At 63.7% G+C, this 24,074-nt stretch carries 23 protein-coding genes; 11 read left to right on the forward strand and 12 right to left on the reverse strand.

Annotation, left to right across the window (positions count from 1 at the left end):
• Positions 1-40 precede the first annotated feature (40 nt).
• Positions 41-832, forward strand: coding sequence for an ABC transporter substrate-binding protein (locus tag CAF70_RS06135; protein WP_085623552.1), 792 nt, complete (start codon positions 41-43; stop codon positions 830-832).
• Between the two features lie 17 nt (positions 833-849).
• On the opposite strand, the gene CAF70_RS06140 is transcribed toward CAF70_RS06135, so the two are convergent.
• From CAF70_RS06140 to CAF70_RS06160, 5 genes are all read right to left on the reverse strand, one after another.
• Positions 850-1,845 (reverse strand): XdhC family protein, encoded by a 996-nt coding sequence (locus tag CAF70_RS06140; protein ID WP_085623550.1) that lies wholly within the window; start codon positions 1,843-1,845, stop codon positions 850-852.
• A 146-nt stretch (positions 1,846-1,991) separates the two neighbouring features.
• Entirely contained in the window at positions 1,992-3,335 is a 1,344-nt protein-coding gene (locus tag CAF70_RS06145) for a cytochrome c (RefSeq protein WP_085623548.1), read from the reverse strand.
• Positions 3,336-3,352: 17 nt separating this feature from the next.
• A complete protein-coding gene (locus CAF70_RS06150; protein ID WP_085623546.1) occupies positions 3,353-5,599 on the reverse strand; it encodes a molybdopterin cofactor-binding domain-containing protein in 2,247 nt (748 codons plus the stop codon).
• Entirely contained in the window at positions 5,599-6,054 is a 456-nt protein-coding gene (locus CAF70_RS06155) for a (2Fe-2S)-binding protein (RefSeq protein WP_003259224.1), read from the reverse strand. Before CAF70_RS06155 ends, CAF70_RS06150 begins: the two co-directional genes overlap by 1 nt.
• Positions 6,055-6,383: 329 nt before the next feature.
• Positions 6,384-7,661: a bifunctional O-acetylhomoserine aminocarboxypropyltransferase/cysteine synthase gene (locus tag CAF70_RS06160; RefSeq protein WP_085623544.1), complete on the reverse strand. Its 1,278-nt coding sequence runs from the start codon at positions 7,659-7,661 to the stop codon at positions 6,384-6,386.
• A 351-nt stretch (positions 7,662-8,012) separates the two neighbouring features.
• Between CAF70_RS06160 and CAF70_RS06165 the strand changes: the two genes are divergently transcribed.
• The 3 genes from CAF70_RS06165 to CAF70_RS06175 are packed head-to-tail and all read left to right on the forward strand — an operon-like array spanning position 8,013 to position 11,146.
• Entirely contained in the window at positions 8,013-8,522 is a 510-nt protein-coding gene (locus CAF70_RS06165) for an SMI1/KNR4 family protein (protein ID WP_158090310.1), read from the forward strand.
• 7 nt (positions 8,523-8,529) lie between these two features.
• Entirely contained in the window at positions 8,530-10,197 is a 1,668-nt protein-coding gene (locus CAF70_RS06170; protein ID WP_085623540.1) for a hypothetical protein, read from the forward strand.
• A gap of 4 nt (positions 10,198-10,201) precedes the next feature.
• On the forward strand, positions 10,202-11,146 hold the full coding sequence (locus tag CAF70_RS06175; protein ID WP_085623538.1) for a hypothetical protein: 945 nt from the start codon (positions 10,202-10,204) through the stop codon (positions 11,144-11,146).
• A gap of 119 nt (positions 11,147-11,265) precedes the next feature.
• Here CAF70_RS06175 and CAF70_RS06180 read toward each other — a convergent pair whose 3' ends face one another.
• From CAF70_RS06180 to CAF70_RS06195, 3 genes are all read right to left on the reverse strand, one after another.
• A complete protein-coding gene (locus CAF70_RS06180; protein WP_085623536.1) occupies positions 11,266-12,252 on the reverse strand; it encodes a 5'-nucleotidase in 987 nt (328 codons plus the stop codon).
• Between the two features lie 62 nt (positions 12,253-12,314).
• A complete protein-coding gene (locus CAF70_RS06185; protein WP_085623534.1) occupies positions 12,315-12,806 on the reverse strand; it encodes a DUF1543 domain-containing protein in 492 nt (163 codons plus the stop codon).
• Positions 12,807-13,020: 214 nt separating this feature from the next.
• Positions 13,021-13,935, reverse strand: a complete 915-nt coding sequence (locus tag CAF70_RS06195) for a LysR family transcriptional regulator (RefSeq protein WP_085623532.1) — start codon at positions 13,933-13,935, stop codon at positions 13,021-13,023.
• 94 nt (positions 13,936-14,029) lie between these two features.
• Between CAF70_RS06195 and CAF70_RS06200 the strand changes: the two genes are divergently transcribed.
• Positions 14,030-15,205: an MFS transporter gene (locus tag CAF70_RS06200; protein WP_085623530.1), complete on the forward strand. Its 1,176-nt coding sequence runs from the start codon at positions 14,030-14,032 to the stop codon at positions 15,203-15,205.
• A 47-nt stretch (positions 15,206-15,252) separates the two neighbouring features.
• Here CAF70_RS06200 and CAF70_RS06205 read toward each other — a convergent pair whose 3' ends face one another.
• Positions 15,253-15,876, reverse strand: a complete 624-nt coding sequence (locus tag CAF70_RS06205; RefSeq protein WP_085623528.1) for a glutathione S-transferase family protein — start codon at positions 15,874-15,876, stop codon at positions 15,253-15,255.
• A gap of 197 nt (positions 15,877-16,073) precedes the next feature.
• On the opposite strand from CAF70_RS06205, the gene CAF70_RS06210 reads away from it, so the two are divergent.
• From CAF70_RS06210 to CAF70_RS06220, 3 genes are all read left to right on the forward strand, one after another.
• The gene (locus CAF70_RS06210; protein WP_085623526.1) at positions 16,074-16,376 is read left to right on the forward strand and encodes a DUF3077 domain-containing protein; all 303 of its coding nucleotides are present in this window, start codon (positions 16,074-16,076) and stop codon (positions 16,374-16,376) included.
• Between the two features lie 79 nt (positions 16,377-16,455).
• Positions 16,456-17,178, forward strand: a complete 723-nt coding sequence (locus CAF70_RS06215; protein ID WP_085623524.1) for a hypothetical protein — start codon at positions 16,456-16,458, stop codon at positions 17,176-17,178.
• Positions 17,179-17,342: 164 nt separating this feature from the next.
• The gene (locus CAF70_RS06220; protein WP_085623522.1) at positions 17,343-18,272 is read left to right on the forward strand and encodes a LysR family transcriptional regulator; all 930 of its coding nucleotides are present in this window, start codon (positions 17,343-17,345) and stop codon (positions 18,270-18,272) included.
• Positions 18,273-18,384: 112 nt separating this feature from the next.
• Here the strand turns inward: CAF70_RS06220 and CAF70_RS06225 are convergent, their stop codons facing one another.
• Positions 18,385-19,689: an MFS transporter gene (locus tag CAF70_RS06225; protein WP_085623520.1), complete on the reverse strand. Its 1,305-nt coding sequence runs from the start codon at positions 19,687-19,689 to the stop codon at positions 18,385-18,387.
• Between the two features lie 266 nt (positions 19,690-19,955).
• On the opposite strand from CAF70_RS06225, the gene CAF70_RS06230 reads away from it, so the two are divergent.
• Genes CAF70_RS06230 through CAF70_RS06240 form a run of 3 tightly spaced genes read left to right on the forward strand, consistent with a single transcriptional unit; the run spans position 19,956 to position 22,264 of the window.
• Positions 19,956-21,119 carry an iron-containing alcohol dehydrogenase gene (locus tag CAF70_RS06230; RefSeq protein WP_085623518.1) on the forward strand — a complete coding sequence of 388 codons (1,164 nt, stop codon included), beginning with the start codon at positions 19,956-19,958 and terminating at the stop codon, positions 21,117-21,119.
• A gap of 20 nt (positions 21,120-21,139) precedes the next feature.
• Positions 21,140-21,454, forward strand: a complete 315-nt coding sequence (locus CAF70_RS06235; RefSeq protein ID WP_085623516.1) for an NIPSNAP family protein — start codon at positions 21,140-21,142, stop codon at positions 21,452-21,454.
• Between the two features lie 33 nt (positions 21,455-21,487).
• Positions 21,488-22,264 (forward strand): SDR family oxidoreductase, encoded by a 777-nt coding sequence (locus tag CAF70_RS06240; RefSeq protein WP_085623514.1) that lies wholly within the window; start codon positions 21,488-21,490, stop codon positions 22,262-22,264.
• A 121-nt stretch (positions 22,265-22,385) separates the two neighbouring features.
• Here the strand turns inward: CAF70_RS06240 and CAF70_RS06245 are convergent, their stop codons facing one another.
• The gene (locus tag CAF70_RS06245; protein ID WP_085623512.1) at positions 22,386-22,928 is read right to left on the reverse strand and encodes a WYL domain-containing protein; all 543 of its coding nucleotides are present in this window, start codon (positions 22,926-22,928) and stop codon (positions 22,386-22,388) included.
• Between the two features lie 106 nt (positions 22,929-23,034).
• Complete coding sequence (locus CAF70_RS06250) at positions 23,035-24,021, reverse strand: zinc-binding dehydrogenase (protein ID WP_085623510.1); 987 nt, start codon at positions 24,019-24,021, stop codon at positions 23,035-23,037.
• Between the last annotated feature and the right edge of the window lie 53 nt (positions 24,022-24,074).

Here is a 24,074-nt window from a genome sequence, read left to right on the forward strand (position 1 = left end):
CCGCCGGGTCTGCGGATGTTACCTGGGCCGAGGGTTGACGATGATCGAGCGCTGCTTTCGCCACGCCTTGCTGCTGTTACCGTGCCTGTTGCTGCTTCCGCTGGCGGCGGTAGCGCACGAGGACTGCCGGCGGCTGACTGCTACCGGCAACTCGGAATATCCCCCCTACCTGTGGCGCGACCCGCAAAACCCCGGGCAGCTGATCGGTGCCAATGCCGACCTGCTCAAGTACCTGGGCAGCCAACTGGGGCTGGAAATCGAGGTGGTCTACGGCGGGCCATGGTCGCGCGCCCAGGAAGAAGTACGCACGGGCCGGATCGACCTGATGGCCGGGTATTTCCTGACCAAGGCCCGTCAGCAGCAGATGGACTTCATTGCACCGGCATTCCTGCATACCCCAAGTGTTGTCTGGGTGCGCCAGGACAATACCTTTGCCTACCGGGAATGGGCCGATCTGAAGGGCCGCAAAGGCGGCACGCTGGTGAACAACAGCCACGGCCAGCAGTTCGACGACTACGCCAGGGCCAACCTCCTCCTCGAAGCAGTACCCGGTGCCAGGCAGGCGTTCGAGAAGTTGATGCTCAAGCGCAGCGACTACGTGGTGTACGAGCAGTATCCCGGCTTGGCGCTGGCACGCACTTTGGGAATTGCCGACACATTGCAGGTACTGGAACCACCGATATCCAGCGAGGGGCTGTACCTGGCGCTGTCGCATGAATCGCCTTGCAACCAGCCGAAGCTGCGTGAGGCGCTGGCTAGGGAGATGGAAAAGATCGTTGCCGGGGCGTTGCCGGAGCAACTGTTGCAGCAAAACCTGGAGCGTTGGCAATAGCAGCCAGGGATGCGCTCCTACAGGGTCAGTTGCTCGGCTTCCTTGGCCCGGGTCACGCTGACCGCGTTCTTCGTCGCGAGGATCTCGGCCATGACGCTGACGGCGATCTCGGCCGGTGTCTTGCTCCCGATATAAATGCCGATAGGGCCGTGCAGGCGCTGCAACGACGCTTCGCTTTCGCCGAAGTGCTCGATCAGCCGCTCGCGGCGCAGCTGGCTGTTGCGCCGTGAGCCGATCGCGCCGATGTAGAACGCCGGGCTGTGCAGGGCTTCGAGCAGGGCCAGATCGTCCAGCTTGGGGTCGTGGCTGACGGCGACGATGGCGCTGCGCAGGTCCGGGGCGAAGGCGCGGACCACGTCGTCCGGCATGCCGGCCAGGCGGGTGACGCCGGCAACGTTCCAGCCTGCCGTGTACTCGGGGCGTGGGTCGCACAGTGAAACGCTGAAGCCATTGAACAGTGCCATGGTCGCCAGGTATTCGGCGAGCGCGCCGGCACCGATCAGCAGCAGGCGGTAGCCGGGGCCCAAGGTACTGAGCATGTGCCGGCCATCGAAGCTGAACAGTTCGGGCGTGGTGGTGGCGGTGAGGCTGGCTTTGCCGCTGCCCAGGTCGAGCCCGCGGCGTACCAGGTTGCCGTCGTCGAGGCCGGCAAGCAGTTGCTCGAGATGTGTCAGCGACGGGGAGAATTCCAGTACCAGTTCGAGGGTGCCGCCACAGGGCAGGCCGAAGCGGTGGGCCTCGTCGGCACTCACGCCATAGCGCACCACCTGGGGCAGGCCGCCGGACATGCCGGGGCCGCCATAGGCGCTGGTGTAGCGGTGGATGAGGTCGTCTTCGATGCAGCCGCCAGAAACACTGCCGACCACGCGGCCGTCGCTGCGCAGGGCCATCATCGAGCCCACCGGGCGGGGGGAGGAACCCCAGGTGCGGGCGACGGTGGCGAGCAGGGCGCGGTGGCCGGCGGCGAGCCAGTCGCGGGTGGTGCGCAGGACCAGCAGGTCGATGCTTTCCATGGGGACTCCATTAAACCTGATGTTGGCTGTACCGGCCTCTTCGCGGGCTTGCCCGCTCCCACAAGGCCCCCACAGTCCTGAAGGGCGGCGCCATAGCTGTGGGAGCGGGCGTGCCCGCGAAGAGGCAGGTACAGGCATTACCCATTTCAGCGCATATGCAAAATGATCGGGCTACTGCTGGCCGGGTTGGTATGCCCGCGCAACTTGCCCACCGCCTGCGCATTCACCGCACCGCCATTGTTCCCCCAGGCACTGCGCACGAAGCCCAGCACATCAGCAATTTCCTGGTCGCTCAATTGCTCACGGAAGGCCGGCATGCGATAGGCATCGGGCAGCCCGGCCGTCACCACCCGCTGGGAACCATTGAGGGTGATATTGATCGCCGAGGCGTCTTCCTTGGCCAGTACCGAGGTAGCGCCGGCCAAGGGCGGCATCCATTCGGCCTGGCCCTTGCCGTCCAGGCCGTGGCACGACGCACAGCGGGTTACATAGGTATGTGCCCCGGGGCTATCGAGCCGCGCCGCCGTCGCTTCGGCCTGGTATTGCCACGGCGCGCCATCGCGTTGCGGGTCGCCGGGCAGCGATTTCAGGTAGTGGGCGATGGCGGCCAAGTCGTCGTCGCTCATGAACTGCGTGGAGTTGTTGAATGCCTCGGTCATCGAGCCGAATACCACCGCGTGCCGGTTGCGCCCGGTCTTCAGGAACTGCGCAATCTCGGCCTCGCTCCAGCGTCCCAGCCCGTTGTTAGGGTCGGCACGCAGGCTCGGTGCATACCAGCCGTCGAGCAGGGCACCGGCGAGGAACGGCTTGCCGCTGTCATCCAGGGCCTTTTCGTTGAAGGCCAGGCCGCGCGGCGTATGGCAGCTGCCACAGTGGCCGGGGCCCTGGACGATGTAGGCGCCGCGGTTCCACTGCGCATCCTGCCCGGCCTGGTCGGTGTACGGGGTGGTGGCGGTGAACAGGCCGTTCCACAAGGCGATGGGCCAGCGCATGTTCAGCGGCCAGGGAATGTCGCTGGCCCGGTTGGCCTGTTGCACCGGTTGCACGCCGTGCATGAAGAACGCATACAGTGCCTTTACATCGTCATCGCTGAGCTTGGCGTAGGACGGGTAGGGCATGGCCGGGTACAACCGCCGGCCCCCGGGTGCGACGCCCTGGCGCACGGCACGGTCGAAGTCGGCCAGGCTGTAGTCACCGATGCCGGTGTTGCGCTCGGGGGTGATGTTGGTGGCGTGGATCGCCCCCAGCGGGGTGGCCATTTCCAGCCCGCCAGCGAACGGTTTGCCCTCCGGCAGGCTGTGGCAGGCCACGCAGTCGCTGAGGCGGGCCACGTACTCGCCACGGCTGACCAGCGCCGGGTCGGCAGCGGCGGCCTGTACATCGGCAAATGGCGAGGCGGGCTCGCGGGTGACGTACCAGGCCAGCAGGCCTGCCGCGACCAGGCACGGCAGCGCCAGCCAGCCAGCGGTTCTTGCGAAACGATGGTTCATGGGGCGTCCTTGTCTGCTCAGCTGAAGGTATGGCGGCTCAATGGCAGGCTGCGCACGCGCTGGCCGGTAAGCTGCGCGACTGCGTTGGCCACCGCCGGTGCCACGGCGGGCAACGGTGGCTCGCCTATGCCGCCCATCTTCGCCCCGCTCTCGATAATGCGCACATGCACCCTGGCCATGCGCGATGGCGGCAGGATCGGGTACAGGTCGTAGTTGCGCGCGCGCGGCTTGCCATCCACGTACACCGCTTCTTCCAGCAGCGTCTGCGACAGGCCCAGGGCGACCGCGCCGTTTACCTGATGCTCGATGATCGCCGGGTTGACGATGCTGCCTGGGTCGATGGCCTGCCAGATGTCGTGGACCTTGACCTGGCCGTTCTCGATCGACACCTCGGCAATGACCGCTGCCTCCGAGCCGAACGGCGAGGCCATGGCCACGCCACGTGCACGCTTGCTGCCGTCTTCGGCGGTGAACGGCCCACGCTTCCAGCCGCCGGAAAGCTCGGCGACGGCCTGCAACAGGTTGGTCAGGCGCGGGTTGTCGCGCAGCAGGTGCAGGCGCAGGTCGAACGGATCCTTGCCGCCTTTGTCGGCCAGTTCGTCGAGGAACGACTCATAGAAGAAATCGTTCAGCGAGTTGCCCACCGAGCGCCAGTAGCCGAGCATGGCCGGGCCTTTGACGTAGATTTGCGCGATGCGCTTGTTGGCGATGGCGTAGGCCTTGCCCGACAAGCCTTCGAGCGCGGTCGGGTCGAGCTTTTCGCCCTGCTTGCCGGCGATGGCTTCGGTCGGGCCTTCGGTGGCGCTGACTGCTTCGAGGGCCACCGGCAGACCGTCGGCATCCAGCCCGGCGCGGAACTTCACCACGGCGACCGGGCGCAGCACATCGCGGAGGAATTCTTCCTCGCGGCTCCAGATGAGTTTCACCGGCCTGCCGACCGCCTTGGCCAAGGCAATGGCCTGCGGGTAGGGGTTGGCCGAGTCGTACAGGAAGTGGCGGCCAAAGAAACCACCCAGTAGCGGCGAATGCAGGGTGATCTGCGCCGGGGCCAGGCCGGTGCGTTTGGCGATGTCGTCACGGAACATGTCCGGCGCCTGGTTGGGCAGCCACACTTCCAGGGTGCCGTCCGGGTTGAAGCGTGCCAGTGCCGACGGCGGTTCCAGCTGGGCGTGGTTGAGGTACTGGTTGTGGTAGGTCGCCTCGACCCGGGTCTTGGCACTGGCCAGCATGCCGGCTACATCACCCTGGTTTTCGTCGTCGCGCGCCGGGCCCGTGACCGTGGCCAGGTGCTCGCGCCAGCCATCGCTGGAAAAATCGGCCGGCATCGGTCTTACCGAGCTGTCGGCCGCGGGCTCCTTCCAGTCCACCTGGATGGCTTCGACCGCGCGCTTGGCGTGCCACCAGCGTTCGGCAACCACCGCCACTGCGCCCGGCAACTGATGCACCGAATGCACGCCCTTCATGGCCTTGACCTGGTCTTCGTTGCGCATGCTGCCGACGGTCATGCCCAGGCGTGGCGCGTGCTGCACGGCAGCGTGGAGCATGCCGTCGACCTTGATATCGATGCTGTACACCGCCTTGCCGGTGGACTTGTCGTAGGCATCCAGGCGACGTACCGGCTTGCCGATCCAGCGAAACTGGCTGGGGTCGCGCAGCTTGACGCTGGCCGGGTCCGGCACCGGCAGGTCCATGGCACGCCCGGCCAGTTCACCGTAAGGGATGGAACGGCCAGTCGTGGTATGTACCACGTAACCCGGTGTGGTGGTGAGCTCTTCGACCGGTACGCCCAGCTGTGCGGCGCCTGCCTGCAGCAGCATGGCCCGGGCCAGGGCGCCCAGGCGGCGCATGGTCGGGTAGCTCATGCGTACCGACATGCTGCCGCCGGTGATGCGCATACCGTTTTCCATCACCACATAGGCTTCCCCGGGCGGTGCGCTGTCGACCACGAAGTTGGCCGGGTCGACGTCCAGCTCTTCACCAACGATCTGCGCCATGGCGGTGAAGGGGCCTTGACCACCCTCCATGAACGGGCTGAGCAGGCGCACTTTGCCGTCCGGGCGGATCTCCAGAAACGCCGGCACCTGGGTGCCGCGCTCCGGGGGTGCGGCGGCTGCCTGCACGCGGGCCGAGCCCATGGGCAGGCCGAAGCCAAGCACCAGCGCACCGACAGCCGTACCGGCAAGAAAGCGCCGACGCGACAGGTTGACCGTTTCGCCCTGCTGCAGCCTGAGCAATTCGGCGGGGGTATCGACTGGTGTGTTCATCAGGCCTTCTCCCCTTGGGCCAGTTCATGCACGGCGGCATGGATGGCGTTGTAGGTGCCGCAGCGGCACAGGTTGACCATGGCCGCCTCGATCTGGGCGTCACTGGGCTTGGGCGTGTGCTTGAGCAGCGCCGTGGCCGCCATGACCTGGCCGGACTGGCAGTAGCCGCACTGGGCCACCTGGTGCTCGACCCAGGCCGCGACCACGCGCTTGCCGACGGCATCTGCCTCGATCGCTTCGATGGTGGTCACCTCGCGCCCGACCACGCCGGCCACCGGGGTAACACAGGCGCGCACCACGTTGCCGTCCACCAGCACCGAACAGGCGCCGCACTGGGCCAGGCCGCAGCCATATTTGGTGCCGGTCAGCCCCAGGTCGTCGCGGATCACCCACAGCAGGGGCGTGTCGGCGTCTGCCTCGACCTGGTAGGTCTTCTGGTTGATGCGTAGTTCCATGGTTCACCTGCCCGTCAACGGTTGCTGTCGCCTGGTTTCTTCTGATTGGGGAGTACGGTGCTCCCCAGTGCAGAAACGCTAGCACAGCGGGGTGGCCGCCGGTCTGCTGGCGGCGCAGGTTCAGAGGATCAGGCAAGCAATTCGTTGAAATGCGCAAGCCTGTACCGGCCCTATCGCCGGCAAGCCGGCTCCCACAGTGTCCCGTCCAATCCAATGGGTCATCTGCAGTGGCATGACAACTGGCTTGCCTGCGATCAGCAGGCCATGCGGGTGTATCAAGGCTTGATGAAGGTTCGCCCGCCGTCGGCATTGGGTAGGGCGCAGATAAATCAGCCCCGGCTGGCCTCCAGTGCCTGGGCCAGGTCGGCGATGATGTCGTCGCTGTGCTCGATGCCGATCGACAGGCGCACCATGTCCCGTGGCACGCCGGCCCTTTCCAGTTCCTCGTCGTTGAGCTGGCGGTGGGTGGTGGAGGCGGGGTGGCAGGCCAGCGACTTGGCATCGCCGATGTTCACCAGGCGCACCACCAGTTGCAGCGCATCGATGAAGCGCGCACCGGCCGCCTGCCCGCCCTTGATGCCGAATGACAGGATCGACGCCGGCTTGCCGGCGGTGTAGCGCCGGGCTAGTTCATGCTCGGGGTGGTCGGGCAACCCGGCGTATTTCACCCAGGCTACCTGCTCGTGGGCTTGCAGGTAACGGGCGACTTTCAGCGCGTTCTCGGTGTGACGCTCCATGCGCAGGGCCAACGTTTCCAGGCCTTGCAGGATCAGGAAAGCGTTGAACGGCGACAGCGCGGCACCGGTGTTGCGTAATGGCACCACGCGGCAGCGGCCGATGAAGGCGGCGGGGCCGAAGGCTTCGGTGTAGGTAACGCCGTGGTAGGACGGGTCGGGGGTGTTGAGCAGGGCGAAGCGTTCCTTGTTGTCGGCCCAGGGGAATGTGCCGGAGTCGATGACGATGCCGCCGATGCTGGTGCCATGACCGCCGATGTACTTGGTCAGCGAATGCACGACGATATCGGCGCCATGCTCGAACGGCCGGCACAGCACCGGGGTGGCTACGGTGTTGTCGACGATCAGCGGTACACCGTGGCGGTGGGCAGCCTCGGCCAGCGCGGCGATGTCCACGATATTGCCGGCCGGGTTGCCGATGGACTCGCAGAACACCGCTTTGGTGCGCGAATCGATCAGCGCTTCGAGGGCGGCAATGTCGTCGTGGGCGGCAAAGCGGGTGTGGATGCCCATGCGCGGCAGGGTGTGGGCCAGCAGGTTGTAGGTGCCGCCGTACAGCTTGGCCACCGAGACAATGTTGTCGCCAGCCTCGGCGACGGTCTGGATGGCGTAGGTGATGGCCGCCATGCCCGAGGCCACCGCCAGCGCGCCGACCCCGCCCTCCAGGGCGGCCATGCGCTGCTCGAGCACGTCGTTGGTGGGGTTCATGATGCGCGAGTAGATGTTGCCGGCCACCTTAAGGTCGAACAAGTCGGCGCCGTGCTGGGTGTCGTCGAAGGCGAAGGAGGTGGTCTGGTAGATCGGTACGGCCACTGCCCGGGTGGCCGGGTCGTGGCTGAAGCCTGCGTGGATGGCGAGTGTTTCCAGCTTCATGCAATCGTTCCTTGAGCGTGGGTGGAGCGACCGAGCATGTGGCGGGGGAAGGGTGTGGGTCAAGAACGTTGTGGAGCCCACTTGAGCAGTGCCGCACACTTAATGTGCAAATCGAAGGGAGCGGTAAGGTGCCGTCATCTGCGACCCAACAGAGGCGACTTACGGAAAGAATGAACGCAACTGCAGACTACAAAAGGTGACGTATCACCATGAAAAGGCGGGCAGGCGTTGGCCTGGGTTGCGGACAGGTGACAAGCGGTATCTGTTAGGGCAGGATATGGGTGATGGCTAATTGCCTCTAATGTATGGATAAACACAAGCCTGCATTGGAATCCACATATGGAGGGTGGGGTGCAACAACTCTGGCATGACTTGGAAGCCTTCCTGCAAAAGCACAGTCCGCGGCAATTCGCTGACCTCAATGCTTGCGCGTCGGTTGTACAGATATCAGCACTGCAAGACCAATTGGGCGCGGCGTTACCCGCTGACTTCGTACAGTGCCTGCTGCGACATGACGGCCAACAGGGCAAAGCAGAAGGGCTGTTCGAGGGCTACGAATTTCTTTCGTCCCGCAAGATCCTCCTGGAATGGTGCGCGCTACGCCGTCTACTCGACCACGGCGACCTAGACGAGCCACTTGATCATCCCGATCCCGCTGTACTTCATACATGGTGGCACCCGTGCTGGATTCCTTTTGCTGCCAACGGTGCCGGTGACAACCTCTGTCTTGACCTTGCTCCAGCCGCCGCAGGCGCCCACGGTCAAATTATCAGCTATTCCCATGAATTCCCTCGTCGATCGGTGAAGGCACCCAATTTCACTGTTTGGTTCGAGAATTTAGTCAATCGCATGTGTGCTTGAGCCCCCCATGGAAATGACCCTTACCGAAATGCGCGAGCAGCGCTTGCAAAAACTGTTCGATGATTGCCAGCAACAGGTCATCGGGCAAATCATCGGGCCTTTTGGTCTTTCTACGGCTATGTTTGAGGACAAGAACGGCGGAAATGTCACTACGCTGCACAACTTCTCTCGTGGCGATGACGGTTACATCGCCACTGACTCCGACAAGGCGCTGCATGCGCATTCGAAAACAGAGTACAGCGAAGAAGTTCGATCCCAGTACGAGATCAAGACTCAAAAACAAGCTGAGGCGACTGGCGGCAAGACTTGGGATAAGAAGCGTGACGAGCGGATTGCGAAGGGGCGGGACGACTATACCGGTGCCAAGGTTGCGGCTGATGGGACCACGGTCATGCATACAGGCGAGACGGTTACTGTAGAGCTGGATCATGTGGTGTCCATCAGTGAAGTCCACCGTACCCCCAAGAATCATCTTGCTCTAGGCGATGTAGTGGTCGACCCCACAACGGGCAAGAAGCAAGTCGACGCTGGGCGTATGCGTAAGATGGTCAATGATGATAATAACCTTGCCTTGACCAACAAACCCGCAAACGGGTCGAAGAAAGGTCATGATCTTGACGAATGGTCAAACCGTGAACGAAATGACGGAACGACCAATGCGGAGGAGTTTGGGCTCAACCAGAACATGGTCGAGGAGGCTTACCAAAAAGCCCGGGCACATGTCGACAAGACTGCCAACAGTGCTCTGTTCAAGAAGCAGGCTGGCGAGTTGCTCAGCACCGGTGGCAAACAAGCGGCGACCATGGGCCTTAAGCAGGCGCTGGGAGTTCTTCTGACGGAGTTGGTCAATGGCCTGTTCATCGAGTTCAAGGTGCTGATCAAAGCGGGGGCAAGTGCGGGCAAGACCCTCTTCGAAGAAATCAAGGTGCGTTTGCAACGGGTAATCGCCTCGGTCATCAAGAAGATTCCGGACGCTGCATCCCAGGCCCTTAAAGGGGGGGCCAGTGGATTCATGAGCAATTTGATCACGTTCTTGATCAACAACTTCCTGTCCACCGCCAAGCGCTTCGTTACTGTCATCCGCGACGGTTTGCTGAGTTTGGTAAAGGCCATCAAGATGATCATGTTTCCGCCCAAGGGCATGACGTCTGACCAGGCTCTTCAGGAAGGACTGAAGATTCTCACCACCGTCGTAGTGACAAGCGTCGGCTTCCTGTTGCAAGAAAGTGTGGCGACGTTTCTGAAGACGCTGCCGTTCCTGCTTCCGATTGCCGACATTGTCGCCGGTGTGCTGGTTGGCATGCTCACCGGTTTGCTCAGTGCCTTTCTGGCTTACCAACTGGATAACCTGTTCGCGCGCTACCGTTATGCCTACGACGAAAAACTTCTGGACGCCATCATCCTTGATGGGCGCTTGAGTGAACGGCTGGCGGGTGACTTGCTGGCGCAGGCTGAGGTCTCGCTGCAGTCCATCGGTAAATATGCTGAGTCAATCAAAAGCTACGAGTCCACCGAGCATTCATTTATTAACGCTGCACAGGCTGCCCAAAGTACATTGTTCAGCCTTGCAGCGAGCATCGAGACGGCCAAGGCGCAGGTCAGCGAAACGCGCCAGATGGTGGCCTATCTGGACGAAACCCAGGTGCTGCTGGAAGACTTTTTCAGGACAAGGTAACGCAATGAGTAGTTTGAAAGGCAAGGAAATCCAGATCGTCACCGCGTTGTCTCAAGCGGATTTGTCAGAATCGGTAATTGGTGGCAGCTGTGTAAAACAACTGATTACTGCAGTCGTTGATGCGCAGAACCAGGCCAAGAGCGCCAACGATGCGTTGCAAAGGGCGCGCAGTGAAAAGAGCTCTCAGAATATTCTGAGCAATTGGTGGAACAACACCGAGGACAAGATCAAGGATGCTCAACTCACCCTGAGTACCGAGATTGCCAACCTCAACCGGCACTCATCGCAGTTGCTCATTTTCAACACCGCGGTGTCGAAAGTGCTGTGCGATCAGCAAGATATTTTACTAAGTCAGCAGCAGCGTCTTGAGGCTCAAGCGGCCCAGTTGCGGGCACAGAATGTTCAAATCCTTGAGCAGCAGGAGCAGCTGGCGTCCCAACAGCAGGACATTCGCACGGCCAACCAAGGGCTACTCGAGGCTAAAGGCCTCACCGCGGCCCAAGCGCGTGACTTGATCGGTTGCGTACAGCGGGTCGAGGCGGCCGAGAAGCGCATTGGCCAGGTCAGCCAGGAATTACTGACTGAAATTGGTCGGCAACTCGAAGTTGCACGCAAGGATGTTGCAGATTCTCTTGCAGCCGCAGTCAGCAATCTGGAAGCAAGGGACAAGCAGCTACTGCGCATCGCCCATGACCAAAAGCAGAAACTTGCCAGCCATAGCGAAGCGATTGACGGTAAGCTTGATGCCTTCGATCAGGCCTTGCCTGCTCGACTTGAGCATGCGATCAAACAACACTTGGAGCCCAGCATTGAAAAAAGCCAGGCGCTGGAATTGCGTCTGGAGCAACAGACGGTCGAGCAGGCTCGCTTGGCCAAACGCCTGCTGATCAGCTCAACTGTTCTCGGTGCTGCACTCCTTGCAGTCGGCGTGGCAGCGGTATTGCTTTGAAGAAAGTCGCACAGTAGGGAGTCGCCAGTGTTCGCGGGTGAACCCTACTGCCCATCAGCTAAACAAGTTGAGGCCACTTCGCGGGCTTGCCCGCTCCCACACAGGTACTGCACATCACATCAAATCGGTGCGATCGAAGTGTGAGCTGGCACATTGAGCACAGAGTCAGCCGCCGAACGCTCGCGATTCGCCACCCCGAACGGCACATGCACCATCGGCAAATCCCCCGCCGGCGACTGCAGATGACTACGCTGGTCATCAAAGAACACATGCGGCTTCAATATCGACAACACCCTGGGCTTCTCCATCCCACCCAGAAAGAAGCACTCGTCCGGCGATACGCCCCAGTCCTTCAGCGTCGTCACCACCCGCTCATGCGAAGGTGCATTGCGCGCCGTCACTATCGCAATCCGCAGAATCCGTTTGTACGCCGGGTCCTCGGCCAACTTGCGGTCCTCGAGCATGCGAATCAGCGAAAGCTTGCGGTACAGGTCCGCCAACGGCCCCGGCGAGTGCGGGATGCCCTTGCGCGCCCGCTCATGCTCCTGAAACTCGTCCAGGTTGTCGTCGCGCTTGTACACGCGCTCCGCCTCGTCATCGGCGATCACCCCGTCAAAGTCAAAGGCCACCCGCAGTTCGGTGTCGATCTCGTCATCGTAGATGCGTGTCGGCAGCACCCGACCGGCCGGGTAGTCGGCGTCGATGGCTTTCTGCACATCCTCCTCGTTGGCACTGAGGAACAGCGAGGCATTGAACGCCGGGATATACTCGTAGGGCGATCGGCCCGACATGAACGCCGCACGGGTGATGTCCAGCTGGTAGTGGCTGATCGAGCGAAACACCCGCAGGCCGGTTTCCGGCGAGTTGCGCGACAGCAGCACGACCTCTACCGGCAACTGCTCGGGGAACGCCTGGTTGATGCTCAGGAAGCGGCGAATGAACGGGAACGCCACGCCCTTGGGGAAAGGTTCGTCCAGGTTCTGCTGCTGGTGCTGACGGTAAGCCTCGACGCCCTGGGTCTGGTAGATGTCATCCGAGACGGTGAGGTCGAACAGCGCACTCGAAGCAACGCCGATGACCAGTTTCTGTTCGATGGGGTAGGGCATGAAACAACTCCTGAGCCTGAGCTGAAGGCAAGTGTACCGCGCGCTTCGCGGCGCTGTTGGCGTCAGATCAGGATGTAGTCGTTACGCACCACCACCGGCTCGTGTGCGCCTTCGACCAGGTGCACGAACTGGCCTGCCACCCGATCGATCGCCAGGCAATCGTCCACATCCAGCAAGGCATCGGTATGCGGCTTCAGCCAGTCCGCCTGCATGCGTTGTTTGCCCAGGGCCTTGGCCTCGGCCTTGTTGTGGGCAGTAACCAGCAGGTAGCGGTGGGCCTCGCCGAATATCTCGCGTTCGTAGCCACCGAGGTTGATGAAGTACAGGCGCAGGGCGCCAGGGGCCGGGGCGTCAGGGCGCAGTTCGATGCGTTGGCCGTCGATACCGTGCAGTTCCAGCCACGAATCGATATGCAAACCTCGCGGGCTGCCGAACCAGGCCTGGCGCAATTGCGGGTAGGCCTGTTCGAAGGTGTCGGCCTGGGCGAACACCACATCGTGGACTTCGATCTTGGCGCCGGGGTGGCGGCCTCCGAGCATGACGACGTAAAGCATGGGCGGTCCTTTGCGTGGCTAACGTAAGAGTGCGGCATTGTACTGCCTGATCGGTGGATGCCGCTTTCATGGAACCGCACATGACTCATTGAATTGGCAGGGGCCCCGTGGGAGCGGGCATGCCCGCGAACACCGGCGTAGCCGGTGCCAGGCACTGTGTTGGATTCTTCGCGGGCACGCCCGCTCCCACAGGTGCGCGAATGGGCTTGTGGACTCAGTTCTCTGCGCGACAGCCCAGGCCTGACGGTTGCTCCACCAGAAAATCCACGAACACCCGCACCCGCGCCGGCATCGCCGGGCCGCCGACGAACACCGCATGGATCGGTTCGCGATCACCGGGGTTGTACACCTCCAGCAACGGCACCAGCTGTCCGCTGGCCAGGTCATCGGCCACGGTAAAGGTTCCGATGCGCGCCACGCCGGCGCCGAGCCTGGCCAACTGCGCCAGGGCTTCGCCGCTGCTGCATTCGATATTGCCCGTCACCTTCAATGAAAATACCTGCCCGTCGCGGCGGAACGGCCAGTCGGGCGCGGCGCGGCGGAAGTTGAAGCGCAGGCAGTTGTGCTCGGCCAGGTCCTCCGGCACAAGCGGCGTGCCGCAGCGCGCCAGGTAATCGGGCGAGGCGACGATCACCTGACCGGTTTCGCCAATGGCGCGGGCGCTCAACGAGCTGTCCGGCAGGTGGCCGAAGCGCAGCGCCACGTCGGCCTGGCCTCCGAGTATGTCGGCCACTTCGTCACTGAGGGTAAGGTCGACCAGCACCTGCGGGTAGCGTGCGCTGAACGCGGCCAGCAACGGCACCACGGTCAGCCGGCCATGGCCCAGCGCAGCGCTCACCCGCAAGCGCCCGCGTGGCACGCCCTGGTCGGTGATGGCCTCTTCCACTTCGAGCATGTCGGCCAGCACCCGCCGTGCACCGCGCAGGTACGCTTCACCCTCGGGCGTGAGGGTGATCGCCCGGGTGGTACGCAGCATCAGGCGGGTGCCCAGGCGCTGTTCGGTCCGCGCGAGGATGCGGCTGACCGCCGAAGGCGTAAGGCCCAGCGCCCGGGCGGCGGCGGACAGGCTGCCCTCCTGGGCCACCTTGGCGAATATTTCCATCTCTCCGGATCTTCCACTGAAGTCCATTTGTGCCTCTTCAGCAAAGGTGGTTCGCAAAAACGCAGTCTAGTGCCGCTCAGCTTCTGATCGTAGCATTTGCAGCACAGATAAGGAGTTTGCCATGCGTATCAATCCACCGCTTGTCGCACTCGCCATCGGAGCCTTTGGCATCGGTGTCACCGAGTTCGCCCCCATGGGCATGCTGCCCAGCATCGCCACCGACCTTGGCGTCTCAATCCCGGCTGCGGGGCTGTTGGTCAGTGCCTATGCGATCGGTGTGCTGATCGGCGCACCACTGATGACCCTGGCCACGGTGAAGGTCCCGCGGCGTTACCTGTTGATCGGCCTGATGGCCATCTTCACTTTGGGCAACCTGATGTCGGCCCTGGCCAGCGACTACGCCAGCCTGCTGGTCGCCCGCGTGGTCACCTCGCTGAACCACGGTGCGTTCTTCGGCATTGGCTCGATCGTCGCGGCCAGCGTGGTGCCGCCCGAGAAGCGCGCCGGGGCCGTGGCCGCGATGTTCATGGGCTTGACCCTGGCCACCATCGGCGGGGTGCCACTGGCGACCTGGTTCGGTGAAATGCTGGGCTGGCGTACGGCATTCTGGGGCATCGCCGGGCTCGGCCTGGTGGCAATGACCACCCTCTGGCATGCGCTGCCCAATGTACCGTTGCCCAAGGGTGACGGGGCAATGGCCGAAATCCGCGTGCTGGGCCGCGGGCCGGTGCTGGCGGCATTGCTGCTGACCGTGGTGGGCTCCAGTGCGATGTTCACGGTATTCACCTATATCGCGCCGATCCTGCAAAGCGAGGCGGCGGCTTCCACCACCTTCGTCACGGCCATGCTGGTGTTGTTCGGTGTCGGCCTGACCTTGGGCAACGTCTGGGGTGGCAAGGCCGCGGACCGCTCGATCGACCGAACCCTGATGCTGTCACTGGCCACGTTGATTGCGGTGCTGCTGGTGTTCCCGCTGGTGATGGACTGGCCGCTGCCGACCGCGCTGGCGGTACTGGTGTGGGGCGCTGCCAGCTTTGCCTTGGTGCCGCCGCTGCAGATGCGGGTGATGGAAGCGGCCAAGGATGCGCCTAACCTGGCGTCGGCGGTAAATATTGGGGCGTTCAACCTGGGTAACGCGATTGGCGCGGCGCTGGGTGGGGCGGTGATCAATGCGGGGTTGGGGTATCCGGCGGTTTCCCTGGCGGGGGCGGCGATGGCGGCTTTGGGCTTGGTGATGGTGCTGCTGTTCGCCTGGCGGGGGCGGTCGGGGGCTGCGGCGAGTCAGGTTGCTGTTTAACAGGTGGAGACTTCAGGGGCTGCAAGGCAGCCCCACACTTTTGCCCATCACGGCGTACCGTTACGGCCATGCAGGTGATAGGCCGGGCGTTCGCTCAGCCGCTCGTAATAATCGCGCACGGCCGGCAGGTGCGGGTGCTCGAACGGCGTTTCGAACCAGCGGTTGACCGACAGGCCAATTGGGATGTCGGCCAGGGTGAACTGGCCGCCGGCCACGTAGGCACCGGTGTTTGCCAGCTGGCGGTCAAGAATGTGCATGTAGCGCGACCACTCCGCGCAGCCGGCTGCCAGGGCCTGTGCGTCCTGGTGGGCGGGCGAGTGCCTGACCAGCGACATGAACGGGTAGCTCCACGAGCGATTGAGGTCCGACGCCTGCCAGTCGATCCACTGATCGATCCTCGCCCGTGCCTGTGCCTCGCCCGGGTAGAACGCGGTGGCGCCGTAGCGCGTGGCCAGGTAGCGGATGATGCTGTTGGATTCCCACAGGGTGAAATCGCCATCCTGGATCACCGGGATCATGGCGTTGGGGTTCAATGCAAGGAATTCGGCGCTGTCCGTGGGCCTGAAGCCCGACCCCCAGTCTTCGCGCTCGAACGGGACCTCGAACTCGGCGCACGCCCACAGGACTTTTCGTACGTTGATGGAAGAGGCTCTGCCCAGTATCCGTAGCATGGTGTTCATCCTTGTGTGGGGGAGGTTGATCGTCCGCCACTGGCGGTTGCCGGTCAAGCGCCTGGTCATTGGCAGAGCGTCCCTTTCGTGGGGATTTTGTAGTCCATTTCCGAAAGTTAGCCTTTCCACCCCAAGGTGATTGTAGTGGGGCAGGCAGCACCCTAGTCTCGGCACGCTCGTAACCCCGAGGAATGGACATGGACAAAGACACTCCGAAAGAAAACAGCAATCTCAATGTCGTGCGCGCAGCGGGCCGCTTTGGTCACGGCGGTGCCGAACTGGTGCAGATGAAAGCGCAGTTGCCCATGCGCACGGCGCTGATGGAAGCATCGAATATCATGGGCTGCATTACCGAGCTCACCCGCAAGGCCATCGACCGGCCTGGCGACCGCAAGGTGATGATGCAGGCCACGTGCTACCTGGCAGGCATGGCCAAGGCGCTGATCGATGGCCAGTTGCAGCAGTTGCGCCAGGCGCGGGAAGGTGAGGAGCAGCCCTAGTCAGGCTTGCCTGGGGGGCGCGAACTTGGCACCCTTGGTCAGTTTGAATCGTCTGTATCACCACAGAAGGAAGGTCGCATTGAGCTGGGACAAGGTGGGGAAGCTTCTGGTAGCCGTGCTGCTTGGCCTGATGGTCCTGCTGGTCGTCTATGGGGTGTTCAGAAGCAACCCGCGCCTGGAGGCATCGCTGACCTACGCCTACCTCACCTATCCCAGCCAGTTCAGCGAACGCATCAGCAAGGCCAGCGAACAGCTCAAGTACGAGCAGTTGCAGGGGCATATCAACACCATCAGCCAGGGCACGCTGAGCCACGATCAGGTCGAGCGCCTGATCGAAATGGCCCAGGCACCCTATGCCCAACTGTTCGCCAAGCCCTTCGAGGCCGGGCTGGTCGACCACCGCACGGGTTTGCTCATCGAGTTGCGCAACAGCGGTGATACGCAAGTGCGTCAGGTGAAAATCCGCCTGCCGGCCAAGGGCCTGGTGCAGGTGCGCGATGCCGCGGGCAATGACACCATCCTGGAAACCGCCACCATGCAAGCGGATATCGCCGCCATCGAGCCGGGTGGCGCATGCAAGGTATGGGTGTATTTCGATGCGGACTATTCGCAGATCCGCCAGGGCGGGGTCAGCATCAGTCACGCGGACGGTAAGGCCGACATACAGGTGTACCGCGAGGTCATCGGTTTCCCGGCCTGGGTGGCCCGCTACAGCCGCGAGCTGGTGGTACTGCTGGGTTTGTTGGTGGCCAGCGTGCTGGGCCTTGGGTATGCCTGCCTGTCGCGCCGTAAGCCGCACTGAACGCTTCAACTTTAGGGGAGCCTCTTCGCAGCACAAGGCTGCTCCTACAGAAAATGCAAAATGGGTGTTTCTGAGGCAAAGGTCATTTGCCCCCAAGTCAACAATCGTGAGTTTGCGACCCTCTATAGTGCTCGGCATTCCAAGACCCATGCCGAGCCTGCCCGATGATTCCCACCCTGGATTCGATTTTTTCCCGCCTGCGCCTGCGTCAGTTGCGCCTGCTGATCGAACTGGACCGCTGCGGCTCCTTGCACAAGGCGGCGGAGGCCATGGCGATCTCCCAGCCCGGAGCCACCAAGGCCTTGCGTGAGGTGGAGGAGGTGCTGGGCGTGCCGTTGTTCCAGCGCCTGCCTAGCGGCTTGGTGGCCAATGACGTGGGGCGTTGCGTGGTGCGTTATGCGCGCTTGATCCACAGCGACCTTGGGCATTTGCGCGAAGAAGTGCTGGGCATCGTCCAGGGGCAGGGTGGACGGCTGGCGGTGGGCAGCATCATGGGTGCCATGCCGACCTTGGTCGGCGCCCTCGGGCGGCTGCGCAGCAAGCAGCCGCAACTGGCGGTGGAGATCGCCGAGAACACCAGTGCCAACCTGCTGGCCCAGCTCGATGAAGGGCGCCTGGACCTGGCGATCTGCCGGCCGGGGTTGGGCCGTAATGCGGCGGACTACGCTTTTGTCGAGTTGGCCCAGGAGCCGCTGGCGGTGGTCGCGCACCCGCAGCACCCGCTGGCTGGGGCGGCGGCGCTGGCAGTGGGCGACCTGAGCCAGTACCGCTGGGTTGTGTACCCGGCCAACATGCCCATGCGCCAGGCGCTGGAGCGTGAGTTGAGCGAGGCGGGGGTGGAGGTGCCACGCTATCCGTTGGAAACCTTCTCCACCTTTGCCACCTTCATGCTGCTGGAGGATGACCCGACGCTGGTAGCGGTGATCCCCAGCGCGGTGGCGGCCTTTGCCGAGCATCGCGGGTTGCTGGTGTCGCTGGCCGTGCAGCTGCGGGCGCTGAGCGAACCGTTCGGCATCGTGCACCGGGTGGCCGCGCCGCTGTCACCGGCGGCGCGCTTGCTGGTGGAGGAGTTGACGGCTGGTCGAAACCTATAGCGGCCCCTGTGGGAGCGGGCGTGCCCGCGAACACCGGCGCAGCCGGTGCCATCCACCGCGTTGCCTGCTTCGCGGGCACGCCCGCTCCCACAGGGGCTTGCAATCCCAAACCTCAGAACTGCCGCTCGCGGTAATCGATAAGGCTCGAGAACACCGCAATCAACACCGCCGCCACCACAAAGAAGATCAGCGCAAAGAAGTAATCCCCGGTGAACTGTACGATCAGCCCGATCACGATCGGCACCAGCACCCCGGCCATGTTGCCGCAGAAGTTCATGGTGCCACCCAGTACGCCGGTGCGCGACGGCCCACCAATGATCGCCGGCAGGCACCAGTACATCCCGCACCAACGGATGAAGAACATCGCCACGCACAGCAGGCTGACCACCGCGACGGTTTCGCCCACATAGGCTGCTGCCAGGATGCACAGCGCCGCCACCAGCGCCGAACCGCTGAACAGGGTGCGCATCACCAGGTTCGGCGAGGCACCGCTGGCCCGCCAGCGGTCACCGATCCAGCCGCCGATCAGCTCGCCGACAAACCCGCACATGAAGATCAGGAAGGTTGCTCCGCCCATGGCCGAGATGTTCAGGCCATGGGCTTTGTGCAGGTAGCTCGGCATCCAGGTCAGCAGGCCGTAGAACACCGCCAGGATGCAGCTGTAGCCGGCGAACATGGCAAAGATCGAACGGTCCTTGAGCAGCTCGCGCAGCGGCAGGTTGGTCTTGGCCGCCGCGGCATGGGCACTGGCATTGCCTGCGGTGATGTGGCGCAGCTCGGCCTCGTTCACCCCCGGGTGTTCGCTGGGGTGGTTGCGGATGTACTTCCACGCCAGAATGCCGGCCAGCACGGTGCCGACCCCGGCCACCACGAAGGCCAGGCGCCACGAGCCCAGCCAGGCGATCAACCCGGAAATCAGGATCGCCCCCAGGGCGCTGCCCAGAGGTGCGCCGCCATCTACCAGCACGGCGCCACGGCCGCGCTCGTTGGGCGTCAGCCAGGCGCCATTGAGTTTGGCCCCGGCGGGCATGATCGGCGACTCGGCCACTCCCAGGCCGATGCGCGTCAGCAGCAGGACCAGCCAGTTGTGCGAGGCCGCGCCCAGCGCCTGGAACAGGCCCCAGGCCACGGTTGCCGCGCCAATGATGCCGCGGGTGTGGAAGCGGTCCAGCAACAGGCCGCCAGGAATCTGCATCAAGGCATACGACCAGAAGAACGCACTGAGCATCAGACCTTCCATGGCCGGGGTCAGATTGAATTCGGGGGCGATCAGCGGCAGCGCCACCGACAGCGAGGCGCGGTCGATGTAGTTGATTGCGGTCAGCAGCAACAGGATCAGGAAGATGCGCCAGCGCACCGTGGTCATCGGGGCCGCAGCGGGCAGCGCCAGGTCGGCCGGGGAGGGGAAGGTCTTCATCGCAGGAGCTCGTTGTTGTGATTATCGGGAGGCGTAGCAATTACGCAGGCCGATTGTTGGAGCGCAGCCGACGGGGCGGGTAATGAAAAGAGCTGATCCGCCAATAACGGCTGCTTATTACCCGGTCAGGGGATAAGCAGTGGTTATTGGCGGATCAGCTCTTTTCATTATCGGCGGCCCCGGCCTGCGCTCTAGATTGCCCCGGCACGGCCCGCCAGCGTCGCGGCGGGCACAACAAGAACAACGCAGTTGCCTGAGGACCCCTCATGAACCAGTTCCAGTTCCATTTTCCTACCATTGCCAAATGCGGCGCGGGCCTGGCCGACCAGGCCGGTGCGCTGTTAAAACCGTACCTGGACGGCCCCCTGCTGGTGGTCACAGACCAGGGCCTGATCGACGCTGGCATCCTGGCCGGCTTTTTTGCCTCGCTGGAGCAGGCGGGCATCGACTACCAGCTGTTCTGCGCCGTTGAAGCCAACCCCGGCACCGACGTGCTCGATGCTGCCGTGGCGCTGCTTAAACAGCGCAACTGCACCGCCGTGATCGGCGTGGGTGGCGGCAGCAGCATCGACACCGCCAAGGGCGTGGCGGCGATGGCTACCAACCCTGGCAACATCCTAGACTATGAGGGCTACGACAAACTCACCCAGCCGCCGCTGCCGATCTTCGCCATCCCGACCACCTCGGGTACCGGCAGCGAATGCACGGCGTCGACCGTGTTCACCAACAAGCGCACGCTGTTCAAGACGGTGATCGTCAGCCCGCGGCTGTTCCCGCGGCTGGCAATCCTTGACCCGGCACTGACCCTGAAACTGCCTGCGGCCATCACCGCTGCCACTGGCATGGATGCGCTGACCCACGCCATCGAGTCGTATGTGTCGCGCCAAGCCAACTCCATCAGCCAGGCCATGGCCCTGCAAGCCATTCGCATGATTGCCGGCAGCCTGAAAAAAACCTACTTCGTCGGCACCGACATGGCCGCCCGCGAGCAGATGCTGCTGGGCTCGTTCCTGGCCGGGGTGGCGTTCTCGCAATCCAGACTGGGCAACGTGCATGCCATTTCCCACACGTTCGGCGGGGTGTTCAACATCCCCCATGGCATCGCCAACGCCGCCCTGCTGCCTTACGTGATCAAGTTCAACCTGCCGGCCTGCCCGGAGCGCTTCCGCGACATCGCCATTGCCCTGGGCGCCGATGTGACCGGGCTCAGCGTGGAGCAGGCTGCGGCGTGCACGGTAGAGGCGGTGGTGGCCCTGAACCAGGCCATCGGCATCCCCGCGACCATCCGTGAGCTGGGCGTGGACCTGGAGTTTCTGCCGCAGATGGTCAGCGACTCGATGCGCAGCGGCAACGTGCTGGTCAACCCACGCCTGACCACCGCGCGTGATGTCGAGCGCCTGATCACCGACGCCTACCACGGCAACCTCTGAACCTTAACGGAACCACGACCATGTTCTATGAAATGCGTACCTATACCCTGCACATCGGCAAGATGAAGCAATACCTGGAGCACTTCGAAAAGGAAGGCTTGCCGGTGATCTCACGCTACGCCAAGCTGGTGGGCTGGTGGTACACCGAGATCGGCGAACTGAACCAGGTGGTGCACATCTGGGCCTACGAGAGCCTTGACGAGCGCATCGAGCGCCGTGCCGCCCTGTACCGCGATGCGGACTGGCTGGAGCGCTTCATCCCGGTAGCCTTTCCGATGCTGGTGCGGATGGAGTCGAAGCTGCTGATGCCGGCCGCGTTTTCGCCGATCCGGTGACCCTGTAACGGCATTGCATCAAGGAGCAACCCAATGGATCTAGGTATTACCGGCCGCTGGGCCATCGTCTGCGCGGCCAGCCAGGGCCTGGGCAAAGGCTGCGCCGAGGCGCTGGGCAGAGAAGGCGTCAACCTGGTCATCAATGCCCGCACCCAGGCCACCCTGGAGCAAACGGCCGCCGAGTTGCGTGCGGCCTGCCCGGGTATCGAGGTGCGCAGCGTGGCCGGTGATGTCGCTGACGCCGAGGTGCGCCAGGCACTGCTGGCCGCCTGCCCGCAGGTGGATATCCTGGTCAACAACGCCGGTGGCCCGCCGCCGGGTGATTTCCGTGACTGGGGGCGTGAGGACTGGCTGAAGGCGCTGGACGCCAACATGCTTACCCCTATCGAGCTGATCAAGGCGGTGGTCGATGGCATGGCCGAACGCGGGTTCGGCCGGGTGGTGAACATCACCTCCGGCGCGGTGAAGGCGCCGATCGACATTCTGGGCTTGTCCAATGGTGCACGCAGTGGCCTGACCGGCTTCATTGCCGGCCTGGCCCGTCAGCAGCGCCTGGCGGGCAGCAACGTGACGCTGAACAACCTGCTGCCTGGGGCGTTCGACACGGCGCGCCTGCAGAAAACCCTGAAGGCGGCAGGTGGCGATGTGCAAGCCACCGCCCAGGCGCGGCGCAAGGCCATCCCGGCGGCGCGCTTTGGCAGTGCCGATGAATTCGGTGCTTACTGCGCGTTCCTGTGCAGTGCGCATGCCGGGTACATCACCGGGCAGAACCTGTTGATCGATGGTGGGGCGTTCCCCGGTACGTTCTAACGGCCCGACCGTTCCCCCCTTGTAGGAGCAGCCTTGGGCTGCAAAGCAGCCCCAGTGAAGCCTTTTGAAACCTTAACTGACTGGCATTACCCCGGGGGGGGTAATGACTTTTGCTTGCCACTCAACAACCCTCCTCGTGCAGCGCCAGGCTCTGGCGCAACTGTTCGAGCATGGCCTGGCGCAGTGCCTGTGGCGCCTGCACACGGATCGAACCGGCCTGGGATAACAGCCAGCCCATCAGCGCACGGTTGTCGTTGACGGTGGCCACCAGCCTGGCGCCGCCGTTCGCTTGCGGCGTCAGTTGCATGTCTGCCGACAGTGGCGACGCTTCCAGGCGCCGGGCCAGCGCATCGTCGACCCAGGCGTGCAACTCGACCTGTGGCGCAGGTGTGAGCGCATCGGGCTGCAGCTGTTGCGCCTCGCCCAGGCTCAGGCCTGGTTGCCAGTACCAGCCGTAGGGCATGCCTTTGCTGTTGCACTGCAGCGGGAACAGCGCCGCGAGTTCGACCAGGTCGCGTTCGACGGTGCGTTTGCTGGTGGTATGGCCCGTGGTTGCCAGGGCAGCCTGCAACTGGGTGGAACTCATCCCCGGATGACGGCCCGGCAGCAGCCTGAGCAACTGCCACTGGCGGGCGATGGTGTGACGGGTAGGGTGGCTGGGCAAAGGGCTCGTCCTTGAAGGCAGGTACGAAGCCTGCCTGGATAGTGGCGTTTAGCTATTGCCCAGCATACCGTGTCGCAGAATGGGATCCAAGTTCTCCTGCACAGCCTTATTCGAGGCGTGTCACCCATTTGCCTGGGCCTTGGCCTTCTTTCAACTGCCGCAGCGCCAGTGGCAATGCCGAGAAGGCGAACTCACGGCGCTGTGGCGTGATCAGGCTGCCATCGGCGACAGCCTGCAGCAGTCGTTCACCGGCCACGCGCAGGGCTTGGCGGTCTGCCAATCGGCCGTGGGCGTGAATGCTGTTGAGCGCCACCTCATGCAGCGAGATCGCCGTGCTGAAGGCAGGCGTTGGCGCGGTTTCCTGGCGGTCCTGAATGCACACCAGGTGGCCGTTGTAGCCGAGCAGGTGGGCAAGGCTGCCTGCATGGGCGCCGCTGACCGTGTCGAACAGCGCATGCAGCGGGCGCTCGCCCAAGGCGCCCTGCAGTTGGGTCTGCCAGTCGGCGTCGTGGTAGTCGAACACCCCGCTCACACCGAGGGCCTTGAGCGTGGCGTGGTGGCGTTGGCCGGCACTGGCCCATACGCGCAGGCCACGTTGCGCGGCCAGTTGCGCGAGGTAGAAGCCCACCGCGCCACCGGCGCCAATCACCAGCACGTCGCGGCTGGCACCCTCGGGTACTTTGGCCAGGGCCTGCCAGGCGGTCAGGGCGGGGCAAGGCACGGCGGCCGCGGTGGTGTCGCCGAGCGCACTGGGGATATGCAGCACCAGGCTTGCATCGAGCAGGCAGTGCTCGGCAAAACTGCCGTCACGCGCCAACGATTGGTGGTAGGCAACACGGCTGCCCAAGGGCATGTCGACGCCTGCGCCAACGGCGACTACCACACCGGCGCCATCCACGCCCGGGACCGTGCCCTGCTGCCAAGCCGGGTGGCCCCACTCGCAGATCTTCCAGTCCACCGGGTTGAGGGCAATGGCGCGGTTGGCCACCAGCACCTCACCGGGGCCGGGTTGTGGCAGGTGTTTACGCAGCAGATGCAGGCCGTCGAGGCCGGCGTTCGGGGTCCAGGCCCAGGCTTGATGATCGGTTGGCATGGTGCGGGTCCTTTCGAGACGGGTGTGGGCGGCAGGCTAGCGGAGATGGGGCG

The organism is Pseudomonas sp. B19(2017) (assembly GCF_002113165.1).
Lineage (GTDB): Bacteria > Pseudomonadota > Gammaproteobacteria > Pseudomonadales > Pseudomonadaceae > Aquipseudomonas.